This is a genomic window from Kitasatospora sp. NPDC034035, assembly GCF_055575755.1.
On sequence record NZ_JBVISA010000053.1, the window covers coordinates 1 to 19,007 of the forward strand.

At 70.8% G+C, this 19,007-nt stretch carries 15 protein-coding genes; 8 read left to right on the forward strand and 7 right to left on the reverse strand.

Annotated elements, in window-relative coordinates; genetic code table 11:
• Positions 1 to 3: 3 nt before the first annotated feature.
• The gene (locus ACZ52J_RS40105; protein WP_465626076.1) at positions 4 to 1,311 is read right to left on the reverse strand and encodes a DUF262 domain-containing protein; all 1,308 of its coding nucleotides are present in this window, start codon (positions 1,309 to 1,311) and stop codon (positions 4 to 6) included.
• Between the two features lie 55 nt (positions 1,312 to 1,366).
• On the opposite strand from ACZ52J_RS40105, the gene ACZ52J_RS40110 reads away from it, so the two are divergent.
• A complete protein-coding gene (locus ACZ52J_RS40110) occupies positions 1,367 to 1,930 on the forward strand; it encodes an ISAzo13-like element transposase-related protein (RefSeq protein ID WP_360252380.1) in 564 nt (187 codons plus the stop codon).
• A 116-nt stretch (positions 1,931 to 2,046) separates the two neighbouring features.
• On the opposite strand, the gene ACZ52J_RS40115 is transcribed toward ACZ52J_RS40110, so the two are convergent.
• Both ACZ52J_RS40115 and ACZ52J_RS40120 read right to left on the reverse strand, forming a co-directional pair.
• Positions 2,047 to 5,820 carry an alpha/beta fold hydrolase gene (locus ACZ52J_RS40115; RefSeq protein WP_465626078.1) on the reverse strand — a complete coding sequence of 1,258 codons (3,774 nt, stop codon included), beginning with the start codon at positions 5,818 to 5,820 and terminating at the stop codon, positions 2,047 to 2,049.
• 295 nt (positions 5,821 to 6,115) lie between these two features.
• Positions 6,116 to 7,627: a recombinase family protein gene (locus tag ACZ52J_RS40120; protein WP_360252374.1), complete on the reverse strand. Its 1,512-nt coding sequence runs from the start codon at positions 7,625 to 7,627 to the stop codon at positions 6,116 to 6,118.
• A gap of 182 nt (positions 7,628 to 7,809) precedes the next feature.
• Here ACZ52J_RS40120 and ACZ52J_RS40125 point away from each other — a divergent pair, with 182 nt between their 5' ends.
• The gene (locus ACZ52J_RS40125; RefSeq protein WP_465626080.1) at positions 7,810 to 8,187 is read left to right on the forward strand and encodes a cytochrome P450; all 378 of its coding nucleotides are present in this window, start codon (positions 7,810 to 7,812) and stop codon (positions 8,185 to 8,187) included.
• Between the two features lie 55 nt (positions 8,188 to 8,242).
• Here ACZ52J_RS40125 and ACZ52J_RS40130 read toward each other — a convergent pair whose 3' ends face one another.
• Positions 8,243 to 8,656: a Fur family transcriptional regulator gene (locus ACZ52J_RS40130; RefSeq protein WP_360491914.1), complete on the reverse strand. Its 414-nt coding sequence runs from the start codon at positions 8,654 to 8,656 to the stop codon at positions 8,243 to 8,245.
• 231 nt (positions 8,657 to 8,887) lie between these two features.
• Between ACZ52J_RS40130 and katG the strand changes: the two genes are divergently transcribed.
• A complete protein-coding gene (katG, locus tag ACZ52J_RS40135) occupies positions 8,888 to 11,107 on the forward strand; it encodes a catalase/peroxidase HPI (RefSeq protein WP_465626082.1) in 2,220 nt (739 codons plus the stop codon).
• A gap of 124 nt (positions 11,108 to 11,231) precedes the next feature.
• On the opposite strand, the gene ACZ52J_RS40140 is transcribed toward katG, so the two are convergent.
• Both ACZ52J_RS40140 and ACZ52J_RS40145 read right to left on the reverse strand, forming a co-directional pair.
• Positions 11,232 to 11,924: a response regulator transcription factor gene (locus ACZ52J_RS40140; protein WP_360491908.1), complete on the reverse strand. Its 693-nt coding sequence runs from the start codon at positions 11,922 to 11,924 to the stop codon at positions 11,232 to 11,234.
• Positions 11,921 to 13,165, reverse strand: coding sequence for a sensor histidine kinase (locus ACZ52J_RS40145; RefSeq protein ID WP_465626084.1), 1,245 nt, complete (start codon positions 13,163 to 13,165; stop codon positions 11,921 to 11,923). The genes ACZ52J_RS40140 and ACZ52J_RS40145 overlap by 4 nt, the downstream gene beginning before the upstream one ends.
• 205 nt (positions 13,166 to 13,370) lie before the next feature.
• Between ACZ52J_RS40145 and ACZ52J_RS40150 the strand changes: the two genes are divergently transcribed.
• The 3 genes from ACZ52J_RS40150 to ACZ52J_RS40160 all read left to right on the forward strand — a co-directional run bounded on the left by ACZ52J_RS40150 (position 13,371) and on the right by ACZ52J_RS40160 (position 17,500).
• Positions 13,371 to 14,060 (forward strand): ABC transporter ATP-binding protein, encoded by a 690-nt coding sequence (locus ACZ52J_RS40150; RefSeq protein WP_465626086.1) that lies wholly within the window; start codon positions 13,371 to 13,373, stop codon positions 14,058 to 14,060.
• A gap of 150 nt (positions 14,061 to 14,210) precedes the next feature.
• Positions 14,211 to 16,592, forward strand: a complete 2,382-nt coding sequence (locus ACZ52J_RS40155) for an FtsX-like permease family protein (RefSeq protein WP_465626088.1) — start codon at positions 14,211 to 14,213, stop codon at positions 16,590 to 16,592.
• Positions 16,593 to 16,762: 170 nt separating this feature from the next.
• Positions 16,763 to 17,500, forward strand: coding sequence for a hypothetical protein (locus ACZ52J_RS40160; RefSeq protein WP_465626090.1), 738 nt, complete (start codon positions 16,763 to 16,765; stop codon positions 17,498 to 17,500).
• Between the two features lie 3 nt (positions 17,501 to 17,503).
• On the opposite strand, the gene ACZ52J_RS40165 is transcribed toward ACZ52J_RS40160, so the two are convergent.
• Positions 17,504 to 18,052, reverse strand: coding sequence for a histidine kinase (locus tag ACZ52J_RS40165; protein ID WP_465626092.1), 549 nt, complete (start codon positions 18,050 to 18,052; stop codon positions 17,504 to 17,506).
• A 360-nt stretch (positions 18,053 to 18,412) separates the two neighbouring features.
• On the opposite strand from ACZ52J_RS40165, the gene ACZ52J_RS40170 reads away from it, so the two are divergent.
• Positions 18,413 to 18,592, forward strand: a complete 180-nt coding sequence (locus tag ACZ52J_RS40170) for a hypothetical protein (RefSeq protein ID WP_360491890.1) — start codon at positions 18,413 to 18,415, stop codon at positions 18,590 to 18,592.
• Between the two features lie 213 nt (positions 18,593 to 18,805).
• On the forward strand, positions 18,806 to 18,985 hold the full coding sequence (locus ACZ52J_RS40175) for a hypothetical protein (RefSeq protein WP_360491887.1): 180 nt from the start codon (positions 18,806 to 18,808) through the stop codon (positions 18,983 to 18,985).
• Positions 18,986 to 19,007: the final 22 nt, after the last annotated feature.

Consider the following 19,007-nt stretch of genomic DNA (forward strand, 5'->3'; position numbering starts at 1 on the left):
TTCTCACGCCGCGTGATGTGCACGTCGTAGCCCATAGCGAGCCAGAGTAGACCGCGAGACCGACATGATCGCGAAGTCACACTGGAGTACTAGCCGCGAGATCTCAGGCATGAGCTCGACGTTCTGAATAGCCGCACTGTTCGCCATGCGGCGGGCCAGGACAAGGTCGAGGTAGTCCGCGACCAACCGAGCTTTCTTCGTGAAGGTGTCATCGTCGTCGCCCGGGTTCATCACCGCTGTCAGCAGCAGGAACTGTGCAGTGAGACCATTGTCGGCGTTGTACCGTACCGACTCCAGCCCCGGCACCAGCTCCGTGGTGGCCCGCTGAATCAGGGCGTACCTTTTGGCACATGGGACCAGGATGTTCGTGATGAAGTCGCGGTACTGGTCCGGCCGGCGCAAGCCCAGAAGTTCGCCGTGCTCGCGTACCCACTCGTGGAACGCCCCGTCGATCTTCTCTACATCCGGAGTGGCGGGTTCGACGTAGCGCGCCTGCAGCAGTGTCTTGACAAAGTCGCTCGGCGAAGCCCCGTCCTTCGCCAGGCAGGTGAGCATCCTCCGCCAACTGGCGTTCATGTCCGCATGGTTCTGCCGTGCCCTGGAGAGCAGGAAGCTCTTGAGTAGATCGAGTGGGGTCAGGCGGGCTCCTCGATCGTTCATCGTTTCGAAGATCTCCCACCCGTGGTCCCGGTTGTGTGCCCGGATATCCACCAGGCAGACACGGGACAGCAACCAGTCGGTGAAGTAGGGAAGCGGCTCGCCGCGCAGGATGTCGGGGAAGTCCTCGGCGAGGTCGCAGCCGCGTTCCCACAGGTTCCTGACCGACGGTGACGCGCTGTTAGGCAGGTTGAACTCCGTGCCGGTGAAGAGGGCCTCCATGCACGCGTCACGTTCCGCGACATCCAGCGTGAATGAGCGCTTGCCGTACTGGCGCGACCGGATCAACTGGTCAAGATCTCGGGCGTCTTCCTGGAGGTCTTCGTCTTCCAGCATAAGTTTGCGCAGGTGGGTGAGCAGGAGCAGCAATGAGGTGAAGCGCTGCTGCCCGTCCACGAGGTAGGTGATGTCCCCCTGGTAGGTAACGATGGGCCCCAGGAAATAGGGCTCGTAGTAGCGAACCTCGGAACGCTCATGTCCTGACTTCCATTGTTCGAGAAAGCGTCTTGCTAGGTCATCCAAGAGCTCCTGCATGTTGCGGCGTGACCAGGTGTACTCCCGCTGGTAGTACTCGAGCCCATACCGCACGCTGAACAGCTGGCTGACCGACGCACCTCGGCCGTCCACCAGTTCAGAGTCCCGCCCCTCGACCACGTGTCCTCCCGCCTTCTCTCACTGGCCCACTCAACTGAGCCCACCCGTACGGTACGTGACCCAGTCGACACTGCGAGCACTATTCAGGGAGTCCACGATCGGACTGTTCAAGACCGAGCTGATCAAGCCCCGCAGGCCCTGGGGCAAGTGGTCTTTCGCCCAGGTGCACCCGGTGGCTCAGCCAGTTGAAGACGGGTTGCCGGTCGATCGGGCGTTCGGTGCTGGCTTCCCGCCTGGCGCGATTGGTGCGCCGGTGGGGGAATCCGGTTCCTTGAGCCGTAAGCGCCTTGCCGAGCTGGACCCGGGCCTGCGGCCGGCACTGCTGGCCCTGGTCAAGCCGGACGTGCGGGGTGATCCGATGTCGCCGTTGCGCTGGAGGACGAAGTCGACCCGCCAGCTGGCCGCCGAGCTGATGCGCCAAGGACGCCGCGTCTCGGGCGACCAGGTCGCCGACCTGCTGCGGGGAGGAGAGGTTCAGCCTGCAGGCCAACGCAAAGACGTTGGAACGCGCCCAGCATCCCGACCGCGCGCGCAGTTCCGCTATCTCAACGAGCAGGTCCTCGCGAGTGCCAGCCCGCGGCCCCGAGCACAGTGGTACGACCCGCTGACAACGTTCTAGGGCAGGCGGACTTCCAGTCGGGATGGAGCCCCGGCCCAGCAGCGGGCCTTCCACCTATTGTATGACGCCGCCACCATGGCGACTTTGAGCTGGTTCGTGCACACGCCTGCGGGCCGTCAGCCGCTGGGAATGCCGCGGATGACGTCGCGCAAAACCCACCGCGAAGTCATCTGACCTTCAGGTGTTCGACCGTACGGTGCGTAACTGTTGGGATGGTGTCCGGCGTTCACCAACCGCGCAGCCAGAATCTCCAGATCGCAGTGCTCCGCTTCGCGCAGTGTGCGCAGCAGCGTGAGCGCCGGTCCCCCGTTGAGTACCGTGGCGTCCGTGGCAGCTCGTGTCCCCAGGGTCCTGGCGGCTTCGGTAGCCCCGTTCCGCTGCAGTGCGTCCAGCAGACGCGCCACCATGCCTGTTTCGGTCAAATCGGTAAGGTGGGCGGCTCGTGCTCCCACAGTCCTGACAGCTTCGTCAGCCCCGGCTTTGTGTAGTGCGTCCAGCAGATCATCCACCACGCCCGGATCGGTCACGTCGGCGTGGCTGGCGGGGTCCAGGGCCAGCAACGCCTGTACGGCCTCGTCAACTCCGTTCCGGCACAGGGCACTCAGCAATTGGGCCACTGTGGACGGCTTAGTTACGTCGGCGTGGTCGACAGCTCGTGCCCCCAGGGCTCTGGCGGCTTCGGTAGCCCCGTTCCGCTGCAGTGCGTCCAGCAGATACACCACCGCGCCTGGATCAGTCAGGTCGGTATGGTGGGCGGCTCGTGCTCCCACGGTCCTGATAGCTTCGTCAGCCCCGGCTTTGTGTAGTGCGTCCAGCAGATCGGCCACTGCGCGCGGTTTGGTCACGTCGGCGTGGCTGGCGGGGTCCAGGGCCAGCAACGCCTCTACGGCCTCGTCAGCTCCGTTCCGGCACAGGGCACTCAGCAATTGGGCCACTGTGGACGGCTTAGTCACGTCGGCGTGGTCGACAGCTCGTGTCCCGAGGGTTCTGGCGGATTCGTCAGCCTCGGATTGGTGTAGCGCGTCCAGCAGATCGGCCACTGCGCGCGGATCAGTCAGGTCGGTATGGTGGGCGGCTCGTGTTCCGAGGGTTCTGGCGGCTTCGTCAGCCCTGACCTCGAGCAGCTCGTCCAGTAGATAGGAAACCTCGGGCAGATCGATCGGGTTGGCGTGGCCGGCGGGGTCGAGGGCCAGCAATGTCTGCACGGCCTCCTCAGCCCCGGCCTCGCGCAGGGTTTCCAGCAATCGTGCCACCGCGTAAGGATCGGTCAGGTTGGCATGACGGGCAGCTCTCACCCCCAGGGTCCTGACGGCTTCGTCGAGCCCGGTCCGATCAAGGGAGAGCAGTAGAACACGTACTCCAGAGGGATCAGTCAGGTTGGCAAAGCGGGCGGCTCGCGGCCCCAGGGTCCTGACGGCTTCATCGAGCCTGGCCAGGTGGAATGCCTTCACCAGCTGTGCCACCGTGCGCGGTTTGGACACGTCGGTGTGGCTGGCGGCCCTTACTGCCAGGGCCCTGACGGCTTCATCGAGCCTGGCCAGGTACAGTGCGTCCACCAGCAGTGCCACCGAGCGCGGATTGGACACGTCGGTGTGGCTGGCGGCCCGTACTCCCAAGGTCCTGGCGGCTTCACGAAGCCCGGCCAGCTGCAGCGCGTCGACCAGCAGTGCCACCGCGGACGGATCGGTCAGGGCGGTGTGGCTGGCGGCCCGTACTCCCAAGGCCTTCATGGCTTCGTCAGCCCCAGCTCGGTGCAGCGCATCCACTAGTTGTGCCACGGCGGGCAGATCGCCGAGGTCTGCCTGGGTGGCGGGGTCGGATGCCAATAGCGCCTGTACAGCCTCGTTGGCGCCGGCCTGGTGAAGTGCGTCCAGCAGATCGGCCACTGCGCGCGGTTTGGTCGGATCGGCGTAGAGAACGCTTATGGCGCCACCTGTGTGATCGGGATCCAGCTCTCTTCCGAGATTTGCCAGGGCCAGTGTGGGGTGTCCTGCCCGCACCGCTCGATCCCATAGTTGAACGGCAGTTTGACGGAATCCCCGATCCCACGCTGCCTGCGCGAGTCGGACCACGTCATCCCGTTCAAGCGGGTGGAAGGTCACGGCTTCCCAGAGGGACGGGGCACCGGATTGGTCAGCACGATGATGGAGGGTGTGTTGATCCAGGTAGTCGGCTGGTTCGTAGCGAGCGGGCTCTCCGGCTCGGCTGCGGACGGCGATGAGCGGGGCGATGGTGTTGCGGATGTCCGTACGAGTGCGGTCGGCCCGGACTCCGGCGGCGAGACCTTCGAGGAGGGCGCGGGCCCATTGGGGGTCGGCGGCCCGGTGGCGGGCGTCGAGGACGCCGTCGGCGGCGTGGGCAAGGAAGTCGGCGGTCAGCGGGGCCCGGTGGCCGAGCCGGCGTGCGTCCAGTGCCGCAGTAAGGAGCGCATGCTCCTGGTGGGTGTAGTAGGCGCCAGGGCCTGCCGTGTAGGCGTCCACGAGTTCCGGTCCGCCGCTGAGGTGCTGGACGACCCGCCCGTCGGAGGCTCCGGCGTTCAGAGCTTCCCGAAGCCGCGGATCGGATCGTCTGGTGCCGAGGGCCTTCCAAGCCCGAAGGTCGTCCTCGAACAGGCGATGAGGGACACTGATCTGAGTGGCGAGGGCCGGATGGGTGAGTAGGGCTTTCGCGGCTGCGTACGGCGCCCCCGGCTGGTCGGAGGTGAGTTCGTTCCAGTACGGCTCACGCCAGAGGGTCGCGACGGCAACGATTCCGGAGCTTTGCTGCAGCAGGGCGTGAAGCTGTTCGGCTGCGGCCTTGCCGTCGGCGTCGTACAAGAAGCGTTGAGCCTCGTTGAGCCACAGGACCGTGCCTGGCCGAACGCGGCCGGCCTCGAGCATGTCGAGCAGGTTGGCAGCGCCGGGCGGGCGGAGCAGGGGGTGATGGGGGGCAAGGGTGCTCAGGGCCTCGTACAGGGCTCGGGTCTTGCCAGTGGAGGATTCGCCGATGAGGACGACCAGGCGGGACGGTCCGCCGGTGAGCGCTGGGCGAAGTGCGTCGCACAGTTCGCGGTCGTGGTCGCGCGGAAGGTAGGGCGTCAGCCATGCCGAGGTGCTGGTTGCTTTGTCGGGATAGGTGGCAGTGTGGACCTCCAACGCGGCAGGCCCGAGGATGGTTACGGTGCCATCTGGGGGGTCGCTGTCGGTGCTCGCCTCCAACAGCAACCGCTTGACGGTGGTGTAGCTGCGGTGCGCGGCCGAGTCGGGTTGGACGATGGTGAAGTGGGTTCCGGGCAGAACCGCGGCGTCGGAGAAGACTGCCTGCGCGGATGCCCGGAGGACGATGCCGTCCTCCTCACCGGCGAAGACGGAGAAGGGGATCGGGCAGGTGTAGTCGGACAACTCCGTCGCGTTGATGACGCCCTTCAGCACCCTGTTAAGCGTGTCGCTGATTTGCTCGTTCAGTGGACGCAGTTGCCTCTCCTGAGGGTTTCCGTGCAGCAGCGCCCGGCGGGCCTCCAGACCCAGCAGGGAGCCGGCGCTCGGGGTGGCCAGCAGTACGACCCGCTTGATGCGGTCCAGCTGGCGGCCCTGGGCATCTGCGAGCATCCGCACCAGATGGCGCTGGATCACCAACCCACCCATGCTGTGGCCCACCAGCACCAACCGTTCGAACCGCTCGGCCTCCGTGCGCAGAAACTCCTTCAGGCTGTCCGCCACCGTGTCCAGTGAAGGGATCACCCGCGTGGGGTTCCACGGCTTCCAGAGCTTGGTTCGGTACCCGAAGCGCAACACCTGTGCTTCGGCCAGATCCGTGTCCTCAGCGATCAGGCCGGTGAACCGGTCCCACACCTCCGGGCCCGACATGAAGCCGTGCACCATCACTACACCCAGCACCGCGGGCACCCCCATTCGGCCAGCTCCCCAAACTTCCCCGGCCGCCAGATTACTCACAGAGGCGCGGGCTGGATCAGGTGAAGCAGAAGACGGTGCTCGGGCGCCGGGGCTCCGTAACTGGCGGGTCTGCACGGGGTCTTCGGCTCTGTCCCGTAATCGCTGGACAGGCCCGGCATCCGGGGTGCCGGTCTCGGTAGTGATCGGACAGAAGCTCAAGGCGTGAGCCGCAGTGAGGAAGCTCACTGCGACTCACGGCCTTCGTGTAGTCCGGGTGGGAGGGGAAGCCCGGCCGCCAGTCGGCGGCAGCGCCTCAGGCTGCTACCGGTATGGGCACCGCCCATTCGAAGCGAACACGCTTCTCGCCGTCGAAGCGGTGACCCTGCCGGCCCTTCGACACCCAGATCTTGTCGATGGCGAGGGGCAGCAGTTCACGCCGGGTCTCGGGATCGGCGTCGAGGATGAAGCGGCTTGCGTTCTCGGGCTCGCCGATGAGGAAGGTGACGTCGACGTGGGTGGGGGACAGGCCCTTGAGGTGATCGCGGGCAGTGTCGAGCCTGGCCTCGGCCTCGCGGACGAGGCGGGGGAAGTGCTTGCCCATCTCGCCGGCGTATAGGCCGGCGGCGCGGTCGTCCGCGAGTTGGCGTACGGCGGCCTCGGCCATGGCGATCTGCTCGCGTGCGGCCGCGGAAGCGGCGGCGTCCTGCGGGTTGGTGAGGGCGCCCCAGCGCTGGGCGACTGCCAGCACCAGGGGGTCGTCCGGGTGTGCGTTGCCGAGCATTTCGCCCCAGCTCTCGAAGACGTAGCCCTCCAGAGCGGTGATCGAGACGAGGGCGGGGGAGGGGCAGAACAGTCCGGATGCGTTGCGGGAACAGCGGTAGTACTTGCCACCGACCTGCATCGGGCCGAGGCAGCCCAGGCATCCGGACAGGCCGGTGCACGTGTGGTGTGCCCGGCCGATACGCGGGCCGCCGGTGCTGTGTCCGGCGAGCGCGGCGCGGGCCCGCATCACCAGTTCCTCGGGGAGCGGTTCGCACTCGTCGGCCAGTACGCGGACGCGTTCTCCCTCGGAGTTCCGGTACTCCCGGGGCTGGTAGCGAGGGCCGTCCCCGGGCATCGGCATCCAGCCGAGGTACACGGGGTTGCGCGCGATGGCTATGACAGCGCCGGGCCGCCACGGACCACCCCCGGGGGACTCGATGCCCTCGCTGGTGAGCGCACGGGCGAGGGACCGGGCCGGGACGCACTCGCTTTCGCCGCGGGTGGTGCCGCCGGCCAGGTCGGTCACGATGCGCTCGACGACCGGCCACTTGTCGCCGTGCCGCAGCTTGCGGTCCTTGCCGGCCACGAGACCGTATGGCGCTCGGCCGGACCATCGGCCCGTCTCGCGCTGCCGCGCCTTCGTGCTCTTGATGTTGTAGCTCAGCCGCTGGGAGAACTCGCGGGCCTGCTCGGCGCGGTCGATGATCCACCGGCGATCGCGCTCGATCGAACTGTCCAGGCCCTCATAGTCGAAGATGACCCGGGCCTTGCCCAGGACCGGCCCGATCTCGTCGATCCCCTTGCGGGTGAAGCGGTCCATGGCGAAGTTCCAGAGGCAGGGCACCTCGCCGTTCATGACGGCAGCGAGGGCCTTGTCGAACTCAGGGCGGACGACGTCCGACCAGGCGGACAGGTTGTCCACCCAGACCTTCCGCACCCTGAAGCCCTCGCGGGTTGCCCAGGCGCGGCCCGCGGCCTCCTGCGCTTCGACGGACAGCAGGTCGCGCGGATCGGTGTTGCGGACGACGTGGGACTTTCGGAGATAGAGATCGACTTCCTGCACGGCAAACGGCCCTCCTCGAACCGGCCCCGTCTGGGGTTGGGGGGACATGTTTGCGTGTTTTTCCGGCCGTCGCCGGTAACGAGACGCTGCGCAATGGTCTGCCCGGAGGGCTGTATTCCCTGCTCACGCACGCCGACCAGTACCGCCTGCTGTGCCGACGGCCGGATCTGGTCGCTTCGGCCGTGGATGAGCTGCTGAGATTCTGGCCCCCGGTCCTGGAGTTCCGGCGCACTGCCACCCGGGACGTCGTGCTGGCCGGGAAACCGGTCCGCCGCGGTGACAAGGTGGTGGTGTACCACGCCTCCGCCAATCGCGACGAGTCGGTCTTCCCCGATCCGGACCGCCTGGACATCACCCGTACGCCGAACGACCACGTCAGCTTCGGCTACGGCCCGCACTTCTGTGTGGGAGCGCAACTCGCCAGGATCCAGATGTCGGCCGTGCTCCGGCGGATCGTCGGCGAGTTTCCCGACCTGGAACTCGCTCCGGACGGGCCGCCGACGCGGTTGGTCTCCAACTTCCAGAACGGGCTCAAATCCCTTCCCGTCCAGTGGAGTTGACGCTGCGTCAGAACCTCGCACCGTGCCACGGCGATCCCCGCGCCGAGCGGGACGGTCAGCCCGCGCAGTGCGGGCAGAGCCCCCGGTAGGTGACCTCGGCCTGGGAGACGGTGAACCCGTAGCGCTGTTCCGCCGGGAGGTCGGCCAGCGGGTTGCCGAGGGGGTGGACGTCGCGGATGGCGCCGCAGCCGGTGCAGATCAGGTGCTGGTGGGGGCGGTGTGCGTTGGGGTCGTAGCGCTTGGCGCGCCCGTCGGTGGAGACCTCGATGACCTCGCCGAGGGTGACCAGCTCGCCGAGGGTGTTGTAGACCGTCGCCCGGGAGATCTCCGGGAGGCGCTCCGCCGCCCGGGCGTGCACCTCGTCCGCGGTCAGGTGTACGTGCTCGCCGTCCAGGACCTCGGCCACGACACGCCGCTGGGAGGTCAGGCGCCAGCCGCGCCCGCGCAGCCGCTCCAGCAGGTCACTCATATCGGTTCACCTATTCAGGTCAAGGGGAAGACCGGAGTTTACCAATGCACATCCTGTGCCCTCCGGATCCCGATCGGATATGGGTTTGGTGTCTTTCTTGACTTGGATTCCGTCCATCGTAGGATCGGCTCCGGCGCTAGCCTAGGTACCAGCAGTAGATGCAGCACATGCAGCAGATGCCGTAGGTAGCACAGAAGACACCGTGATCCGCCTTGTGAGGGAAGGATTCCCATGTCTGACATCCACGATGCAACCGGCGTAGAGGCGAACGCGGAGGGCTGCCCGGTGAACCACGGGCGCGCGCCGCACCCCACCCAGGGCGGTGGGAACCGCCAGTGGTGGCCGGAGCGGCTCAATCTGAAGATCCTCGCCAAGAACCCCGCCGTCGCCAACCCGCTCGGAGCGGACTTCGACTACGCGGCGGCCTTCGGCGCGCTCGACCTCCCGGCCGTCAAGCGGGACATCCAGGAGGTGCTCACCACCTCCCAGGACTGGTGGCCGGCCGACTACGGCAACTACGGCCCGTTCATGATCCGCATGGCCTGGCACAGCGCCGGCACCTACCGGATCAGTGACGGCCGCGGCGGCGCCGGTGGCGGCCAGCAGCGCTTCGCCCCGCTGAACAGCTGGCCCGACAACGCGAGCCTGGACAAGGCCCGCCGCCTGCTGTGGCCGGTGAAGAAGAAGTACGGCCGCAGCCTGTCCTGGGCCGACCTGATCGTCCTGGCCGGCAACGTCGCGCTGGAGGGCATGGGCTTCCGGACCTTCGGCTTCGGCGGCGGCCGGGTCGACGAGTGGGAGCCGGACGAGGACGTCTACTGGGGCCCGGAGACCACCTGGCTCGGCGACGAGCGCTACACCGGCGACCGCGAGCTGGAGAACCCGCTGGCCGCCGTCCAGATGGGCCTGATCTACGTCAACCCGGAGGGCCCCAACGGCAACCCGGACCCGATCGCCGCCGCCCGCGACATCCGCGAGACCTTCTACCGGATGGCGATGAACGACGAGGAGACCGTCGCGCTGATCGCCGGCGGCCACACCTTCGGCAAGACCCACGGCGCCGGCCCGGCGGACAACGTCGGCCCGGACCCCGAGGACGCGCCGATGGAGCAGCAGGGACTCGGCTGGAAGAGCGCCTTCGGCACCGGTGTGGGCGGGGACGCGATCACCAGCGGTCTGGAGGGCGCCTGGACGCCCACCCCGGTCACCTGGGACAACAGCTTCTTCGAGACGCTGTTCGGCTACGAGTGGGAGCTCACCAAGAGCCCGGCCGGCGCCCACCAGTGGAAGCCGAAGGACGGAGCCGGCGAGGGCACCGTCCCGGACGCCCACGACCCGGCCAAGCGGCACGTCCCGATCATGCTCACCACCGACCTGTCGCTGCGCTTCGACCCGGTCTACGAGCCGATCTCCCGGCGCTTCCTGGAGAACCCGGCCGCGTTCGCCGACGCCTTCGCCCGTGCCTGGTACAAGCTCACCCACCGCGACATGGGCCCCATCGTCCGCTACGTCGGCGCGGAGGTCCCGAGCGAGCAGCTGCTCTGGCAGGACCCGCTGCCGACGGTCGACTACCAGCAGGTCGGGGCGGCCGACGTGGCCGACCTCAAGCGGCGGATCAACGCCACCGGCCTGTCGGTGGCCGAGCTGGTCTCCACCGCCTGGGCGGCGGCCTCCTCCTTCCGCTCCAGCGACAAGCGCGGCGGCGCCAACGGCGGCCGGATCCGGCTGGAGCCGCAGAGCGGCTGGGAGGTCAACGAGCCCGACAAGCTGGCCTCGGTGCTGCGCACCCTGGAGGGCGTGCGGCAGGAGTTCAACGCGCAGGCCGACGGCGGCACGCAGGTCTCGCTGGCCGACGTGCTGGTGCTGGCCGGCGGCGTCGGCGTCGAGCAGGCCGCCAAGGCGGCCGGCCTCGCCGTCGAGGTGCCGTTCGCGCCCGGCCGGGTGGACGCGCCGCAGGAGCTGACCGACACCGAGTCCTTCGCGGCGCTGGAGCCGAAGGCCGACGGGTTCCGCAACTGGGTCGGCAAGGGCAACCGGCTGCCGGCCGAGTACCTGCTGCTCGACAAGGCGAACCTGCTGGGCCTGAGCGCCCCCGAGCTGACCGTGCTGGTCGGCGGCCTGCGCGTGCTGGGCGCCAACCACGGCCAGTCCGCGCACGGCGTGCTCACCGAGACCCCCGGCGTGCTGACGAACGACTTCTTCGTCAACCTGCTGGATCTGGACACCCGTTGGGCGGCCACCTCGGAGGACTCGCACACCTTCGAGGCCCGCGACGCATCGGGTCGGGTCAAGTGGACCGGCACCCGGGCCGATCTGGTCTTCGGCTCGAACGCCGAACTGCGGGCCGTCGCCGAGGTGTACGCGAGCGACGACGCCAAGGAGAAGTTCGTGACGGACTTCGTCGCGGCCTGGGTCAAGGTCATGAACGCGGACCGCTTCGACCTCGTCTGATCCGTGGATCAGCGGATCCGCAGAGCTACGGATCCGCTGTTCCGCTCCGCTGTTCCGCTCCGCTGTTCCGCTGACGCAGCACGGCGGGAGCCCGGGGGCCCAATCCCCGGGCTCCCGCCGCGTGTTACCGGGGTTCGCCGGGGGACCCCACACTGACCAGCCCCGTCTCGTACGCCGCGACCACCACCTGCGCCCGGTCCCGCAGGCCCAGCTTGCCGAGGATCCGCGCGACATGGGTCTTCACCGTCGCCTCGGACAGCTGCAGCCGGGCGGCGAGTTCGGCGTTGCTGAGGCCGCGCGCGAGCAGCCCCATCACCTCCAGCTCGCGCGGGGTGAGCGTGCCCAGCTCGCGGTGCGGCGCGGCCGCGGTGGGGGCGTCCGGGCGGGCGGCGAAGCGCTCGACCAGGCGCCGGGTGATGGCGGGGGCGAGCAGCGCGTCCCCGGTGCGGACCAGCCGGACGGCGGCGGCCAAGTGCTCCGGGGTGACGTCCTTGAGCAGGAAGCCGCTCGCCCCGGCGGCCATCGCCGCGTAGACGTAGTGGTCGAGGTCGAAGGTGGTCAGCATGATGATCCGCGGCGGCTCCTGCGCCGGGTCGGCGAGGATGCGCCGGGTGGCCTCCAGGCCGTCCAGAACGGGCATCCGGATGTCCATCAGGACGACGTCGGGCCTGGTCCGGCGGACGGCGGCGACGGCCTGCTCGCCGTCCTCGGCCTCGGCGACCACGTCGATCCCCTCCGACTCCAGGATCAGCCGGAAGCCGGTGCGGACCAGGGCCTGGTCGTCGGCGACGACCACCCGCAAGGACTGCGCGTTCATGAACTCTCCAGCGGTATCAGGGCCGTGACGCGGTAGCCGCCGCGCGGCCGGGGGCCGGTCCGCAGGGTGCCGCCGTAGACGGCGAGGCGTTCGCGCAGGCCCAGCAGGCCGCGTCCGTTGCCGGTGGCGGCGGCGCCGGTGGCGCGCCCGCCGGTGTCGGTGACCTCCACCCGCAGGTGGTCGGGGGCGTACTCGACGGTCACCGTGGCGTCGGCGCCGCCCGCGTGCTTGACGCTGTTGGTGAGCGCCTCCTGGACGACCCGGTAGGCGGCCAGCTCGACCCCGGGCGGGACGGCCCGGCGCTCACCGAGGACGGCCAGCGCCACGGGCAGCCCGGCCCGCCGCACGCCCTCGACCAGCGCGTCCAGGCGGCCGAGACCCGGCTGGGGGCTGAGGTCGGCGCCCTCGGCCGGGGCGTCGCCGGTTTCCGCGTCGATGGTCAACAGGCCCATGACGTGCCGTAGTTCGGTCATCGCCGCGCGTCCGCCGGACTCCACCGCGGCCATCGCCTCGCGGGCCTTGTCCGGGGCGGTGTCCAGGATCTTGCGGGCGGCACCGGCCTGGATCGTCATCATGCTCACGTTGTGCGTCACCACGTCGTGCAACTCCCGGGCGATGCGCGCCCGTTCGAGCTCCACGGCGCGTTGCAGCGCGGCCAGCTGCTCGCGCTCCAGGACGGAGAGCCGCTCACGCCCCTCCTCCACCCGGCGGCGCCACATCCGCAGCTCGTAGGCGACCGCGAACACCGGCACCAGGACCAGCACGGCGATCACCCCGTTGGGGAAGTGCGGCAGCTTGGCCTCGGTGAAGAGCACCACCAGCGCGACGGCCGCGGCCGGCAGGCTCAGCAGCACGGCCCTCGGGCGGCGCCCGTACGCGGCGGCGCTGTACGCGGCGACGATCACCGCCACGCCCGCCGAGTACGCGATGTCCGGCGACTGCCGGCGGACCAGCAGCGCGGCCGGCAGCACCGTCCACAGCACCGCCAGCGGGTAGCGGCGGCGCAGCACCAGCGGCAGCGGGACGAGCGGGACGAGCAGCAGCAGCCCGTGCCGGACGGACTCACCCGCCGTCTCCGTGATGGTGGCGTAGCGGCCGGAGGTGAGGGCGAGGAAGAGGGCCAGGGCCAGGTCGAAGGCCTGGCCGCGCCGGGTCGGCCGGGGCGGGGGAGCGGCGTCGGGGCCGCGGCCCGGCCGGGTGGCCGCCGCGCGCAGCCGTTGCACCGTCGGATGGTTGATCACCGGGACATTGTGGGGGTCGGGCCGCGCCGGGGACAGCCCCGCAGGCGGCGGCAGCCACTACACCCGGCGACTACCCCGGAAGGATGACGACGCGTCGGGTCCGCCGGACGCGGTAGCGAAGTTGCCGCGGGAGACGGACGCGGGCACGCGCCGCCCGTCCGTACCTTCGTCCTCGTCACCAGGCAGGACGAGGCGAGGAGCGGGGATGAACGGCGATCCGGTGATCGAGCTGAGCGGTGTGGGCCGCCACTACGAGGGCGCCCGGGCGGCGCTGGACGGGGTCACGCTGAGCGTACGGCGGGGGGAGTCGGTGGCCGTGCTCGGGCCGTCCGGCAGTGGGAAGTCCACCCTGCTGAACCTGGTGGCCGGGCTGGACCGGCCGAGCGCCGGGACGGTCACCGTGGCCGGCGTCCGGGTGGACCGGCTGGGCGAGGCGGCCTCCGCCCGCTACCGGCGCGGCACGATCGGCATGGTGTTCCAGTTCTTCAACCTGCTGGACGACCTCACGGTGGCCGACAACGTGGTCCTGGCCGGCGAACTGGCCGGCGTCCCGCGCGCGGAGGCCCGGCGCCGGGCCGGCGAGCTGCTGGAGTCGCTCGGCATCGACCGGCACGCCCGCGCCCACCCGGCCCGGCTCTCCGGCGGTGAACGCCAACGCGTCGCGGTGGCGCGGGCGTTGATGAACCAGCCGACGCTGCTGCTGGCGGACGAGCCGACCGGTGCGCTGGACTCGGCCTCGGGCGAGGACGTCAAGGCGCTGTTCCGGGACCTGCACGCGGACGGCCAGACCCTCCTGATCGTCACCCACGACCTGACGCTCGCCGAGGACTGCGCCACCCGCACGGTCCGGATGCGGGACGGCCGGGTCGAGGCGGACTCGGCGGTGGCGGCATGAGCGAGCGAAGCGAGTTCATCGTCGAAGGGTGTGCGTTGCGCGAAGCGCTCGCCGAGTGCAGTGAGGTGGGCGCATGAGCGAGCGAAGCGAGTTCATCGTCGAAGGGTGTGCGTTGCGCGAAGCGCTCGCCGAGTGCAGCGAGGTGGGCGCATGAGCGCGCTGGGCAGGGTCGTCCGGGCCGGGGTGCGCAGGCGCCGGACACAGTCCGTCGCGATCGGGCTGGCCGCCATGGTGGCCACCACCTGCTCCGTCCTCGGCGGCTCGCTGCTGGTCGCCTCCCAAGCCCCCTTCGACCAGGCCTTCGAGGGCCAGCACGGCGCCCACCTCACCGCACGCTTCGACGGCGCCCGGGCGAGCGCCGACCAGCTCGCCGCCACCGCGCACGCCCCCGGGGTGACGGCCGCGGCCGGCCCCTTCCGCACCGTCACCGTGGACCCCGAACCGGGCCCCGGTACGGACGTCCCGCCCGGGGTCACCATGGAACCGATGACCGTGGCCGGCCGTGCCCGTGCCGCCGAAGGTGTCGACAACGTCACTCTGCTGCAGGGGAGTTGGCCGAGCCGCCCGGGCGAGGTGGTGCTCTCCGCCGACTACGCCGGCCTGCTCGGCGAGGTCGGCCGGACGCTGCGCGTTCCCGGACTGCCCGGCGCGCCGACGCTCACCGTCGTCGGCCTCGCCCGGTCCGTCAGCCGCACCGCCGACGCCTGGGTGACACCCGACGCCATCGCCACCCTCACCGCATCCGGCACCACCCCCGGCTACGAGATGCTCTACCGCTTCACCCAGGCCGGGACCGCCGACGCGATGGCCGCCGACCGGGCCGCAGTGACCGCCGCCGCACCCGCCGACTCGCTGACCGGCGCCCAGTCCTGGCTCACCGCCGAACAGGGCTCGGACCGCAACACCGCGCTGTTCCTGCCCTTCATGGTCGCCTTCGGACTGCTCGGCCTGGCGATGTCGGTGCTGGTGGCCGGGAACGTGGTGGCCGGCGCGGTCGGCACCGCCACCCGGCGGATCGGCGTCCTCAAGGCCCTCGGCTGCACCCCCGCCCAGGTGGTGCGGGCGTACGTCGCCCAGGCACTGATCCCGGCCGGCGCCGGCACCCTGCTCGGCGTCGTCACCGGCAACCTGCTGACCGTCCCGGTGCTCGCCACCACCGGTCGGCTCTACGGCACCGACACCTCCGGCCTCGCCCCCTGGGTCGACATCGCGGTGGCGGGCGGCACCCTCGCCGCCGTCGCCCTCGTCGCCTGGGCCGCCTCCGCCCGCGCCGGACGCCTGCGCACCGTGGACGCGCTGGCCGTCGGCCGCACGGCGGGCGCCACCCGCCGGGACGCCGTCGCCGCCCGCGCCGCCGCGCTGGCCGCCCGGCTACCGCTGCCCCGGCCGCTGAGCCTCGGCCTCGCCCAGCCCTTCGCCCGCCCCGCCCGGGCCGCCGGGATGCTCGCCGCCGTGCTCTTCGGCACGGCCGCAGCGGTCTTCGCAGTCGGCATGGGCGGGACGATGACCTGGGTGCAGGAAGCGAAGACACGCGACACCGCAGACGTCGTGGTGTACCCGGCGCGGCCGGACGGCCCGCCCGGGACGGCGCCCCTGGCCAGGCCGGTCCCGGCCGACCCGGCCGAGGTCACCGCCGCACTGAACGCCCAGCCCGGCACCGCCGCGTACTACGGCGGCGGCAGCGAGGATGTCACGGTCCCCGGGGTGGCGGGCAGCACCTTGGTGACCGCCTTCGACGGCGACTCCTCCTGGGCCGGCTACCGGATGGTCTCCGGACGCTGGTACCAGGGCCCGGGCGAGGCCGTCGCACCCGCCACCTTCCTGACCGAAGCCTCGGTCGCACTCGGCGACCGGGTGACCTTCACGACCCACGGCCGGGCGATCACCGTCCGGATCGTCGGCGAGGTCTTCGACCCGCACATGCAGACCAACGAACTCTTCACCGACGCCGCCACCTACCCGCCGGGAACGGCCCCCCGCCCGGACGTGTGGTTCGTCAAGCTGAAGGCCGGCACCGACCACGCCGCCTACGCCACCGCCGTCGGCGCCGCCCTCGCCCCGGCCCACATGACCGCCGAGGCCGGCGCGCCGCACAGCTCCAGCGACATGATCCTCGCGATGCGGTCCCTCACCGCGACCCTCACCGCGCTGCTGGTCGCCGTCGCCGGGCTCGGGGTGTTCAACACCGTCGTGCTGGAGATCCGCGAACGCACCCGGGACATGGGCGTCACCAAGGCGCTCGGCATGACCCCGGCACAGACCGTGGGCGCGGTGCTCGCCTCCGTCGTCCTGGCCGGCACGGTCGGCGGCGCGGCCGGACTGCCGCTGGGACTGCTGCTGCACCGAGCCACGGTGCCCGCCATGGGCCGGGCCTCCGGGCTGAACTTCCCCACCTCGGCGCTGGACGTCTTCGGTACCCCGACGCTCGTGCTGCTCGGACTGGGCGGCGTGCTGATCGCGGTGCTCGGGGCGCTGCTCCCCGCCGTCCGGGCGGCGCGGGCGCGGACGGCAGACAGCCTGCGGGCGGAGTGACGGCGGGGGCGCGGACGGCAGACAGGCTGCGGGGCGGAATGCCGGCGGGGGCGCGGACGGCAGAGACGCTGCGGGCGGAGTGACGGCGGGGGTTGGTCCGGGAGGGACCGGGTAGGCGGCCGGAGGGGGCCGTCCACCCGGTTCCACCCGGTCCCGCGCATGGAGCGATCATGCAGTTCGAACTCCTGAAACCGAACCCCAAGTACCCCCGCGCCCGGCTGGCCGACCCGCCGCCGTACGGGTACCTGCACCTGGCCGCCGCCGTGGCGCCGCCCACCGGCCCGCCGTTCGTGCGCGCCGATCCCGCGCGCAGCGCCCTGCTCGACCGGCTGAAGCCCTCCGCCGCCGCGCTCAGGACGCGGCCGGAGGTCCGGCGGGTCACCGTCTACCGCGCGGTGGTCCTGCCGCCGCCCGGCGGGTACGCGGCGCAGCAACGGTTCCACCGGGCCGCCTACGACGTCGCCGTCCTGATCGAGACCGACACCCCGGACGACCTCGGCACGGTCGCCGAGAGCGAGCCGTACCGGAACCTCACCGCTGCCCTCGGCGCCGCCACCGACCTGCACGTGATGCGCGCCCGCTGCGCCCGCTCGCTCGGGGACGTGGACAAGAGCCGGGCCGGGCTGTTCCTGTTCAACCACTTCGTCGCCGAGGACCGGGACGTCGCGTTCGAACTCTGGGACCACCTGGCCGGCTGGTACGCCCGGGAGACCGGCCTCGACAACTCCACCCTGCTCGAACCGCTCGGCCCCGCGGACTACGTCTTCGTCAACCACGCCCGGTGGGACACCGGCGCGTTGCGGCTGCTGCTGCGGCAGGTGACCAAACCCAGCTTCCGCAGCTACGTGCTGCAGAACCTGCTGGTCAACCGGACGGGCGCGATGCCGGTGCTGTACCGGATGTCGTGAGGGTCAGGGCCGGTCGGGCGTCTCGTCGGCCCTCTGCTCCTCGGCTCTCTGCTCCTCGGCCTTCTGTTCCTCGGCCTTCTGCTCCGCCGCCCGGACCTGCTCGGTGAAGGTGTGCGTGTCGATCCGCTCGACCGTCGCCCCGTGACGGGCGGCCAGGTCGTCGGCCGGGCCGGGGGAGGCCTCCCGCACCTCCAGGGCGAGCAGCGCGCCACCGTCCGGCACCCGCGCCGAGAGCACGATCAGCGCGGCGCCGGCCTCGGTGGCGTAGCGCTCCTCCGCCGCGTTGCCGAGCGCCGCGCCCGCCGCGAAGCCCAGCAGCACGCCGATCGGCCCGCCGAGCAGCCCGACCAGCCCGCCCACCAGCCCCGAGCCGACGGTGGCCAGGCCCGCGCCCCGGGTGAAGGTGTCCTTGATCTCGAGCATCCCGTCGGCGCTGCGTTCCAGCGCGGCGGCCACTCGCAGGCCCGGCAGGTGCTGTGTCTCGTCGAAGGCCGGGCGCCAGCCGGCGGCGTCGGGGAAGGTCAGCAGGACGACGTTGTGCTGCTCGCTCATCGCACTCCGATCGGGCCGGGCCCGGCGGGTGGCCGGGCCTCCATCGTGACCCTCGGTGCAGGGCGTTGCCACAGGAACGAGGCCGTTGCCACGGGAGCGGGGCGTTCAAACCTCGGCCGGGGTTCACCCCGCCGCAACCGCCCGGATTTTGGACAGGTGTACAGGGGCCTGTGGGGCCGGGCGGTGCGAGGGGGCGGCGCGTGGCCTGGGGGAACGGGGCGGGGCGGCCGCGCGTGCACTATTTCGATCCTGGCCGAATTCGGGACCGGTGAGGCGGCGCCCCTGGTGTGACGCGTGGGGCGCTGTCAGGATCCCGACCCGGCACACCTGTGCCAGACCCGAACGCTTGGAGGAGGCACCATGCAGCCCACGGCTGAGCAGGTTCGCGCACTCAAGGACGAGGACTTCCGGCTCACCCTCGGCCAGGGCCACCAGGTCCACCCGGCCGGCGACCTGTCGGACGAGCTCTACGTGACCGCCGCGGTGCAGGCGAGCACCTGTGGCGGCTGGTCGAGCTGCGGGCACGTCTGCAGCTTCTGACGCCAGGGGCCGGCGCGGACCCCGGTCGTACCGACGGGGCCGCGTCGGCCCGCTCGCCCTCGCACCGGCTCCCCGGCCGCCCGGTCGTATTTCGATCGTGGCCGGAAAATGGCACCGGGCTCCCCACGGCCCTGGTGCGTCCGCAGGGGCACTGACAGGATCCGGACAACCGGCGCGACTGTCGCCGGACCGGACCCCTTCGAGGAGGCACCCATGCTGCCCGTCGCAGACCAGCTCCGCGCGCTCAAGGACGAGGACTACCGGCTCACCCTCGACCCGGCCAAGCGCCCCCACCCGGCCGGCGACCTGGCGAGCGAGCTGTACGTCACGGCCGCCGTGCAGCTCAACACCTGTGAGTACCCGTCGAGTTGCTGGCGCATGTGCAGCATGTGAGCCGACTTCACGGGAGGCGCCC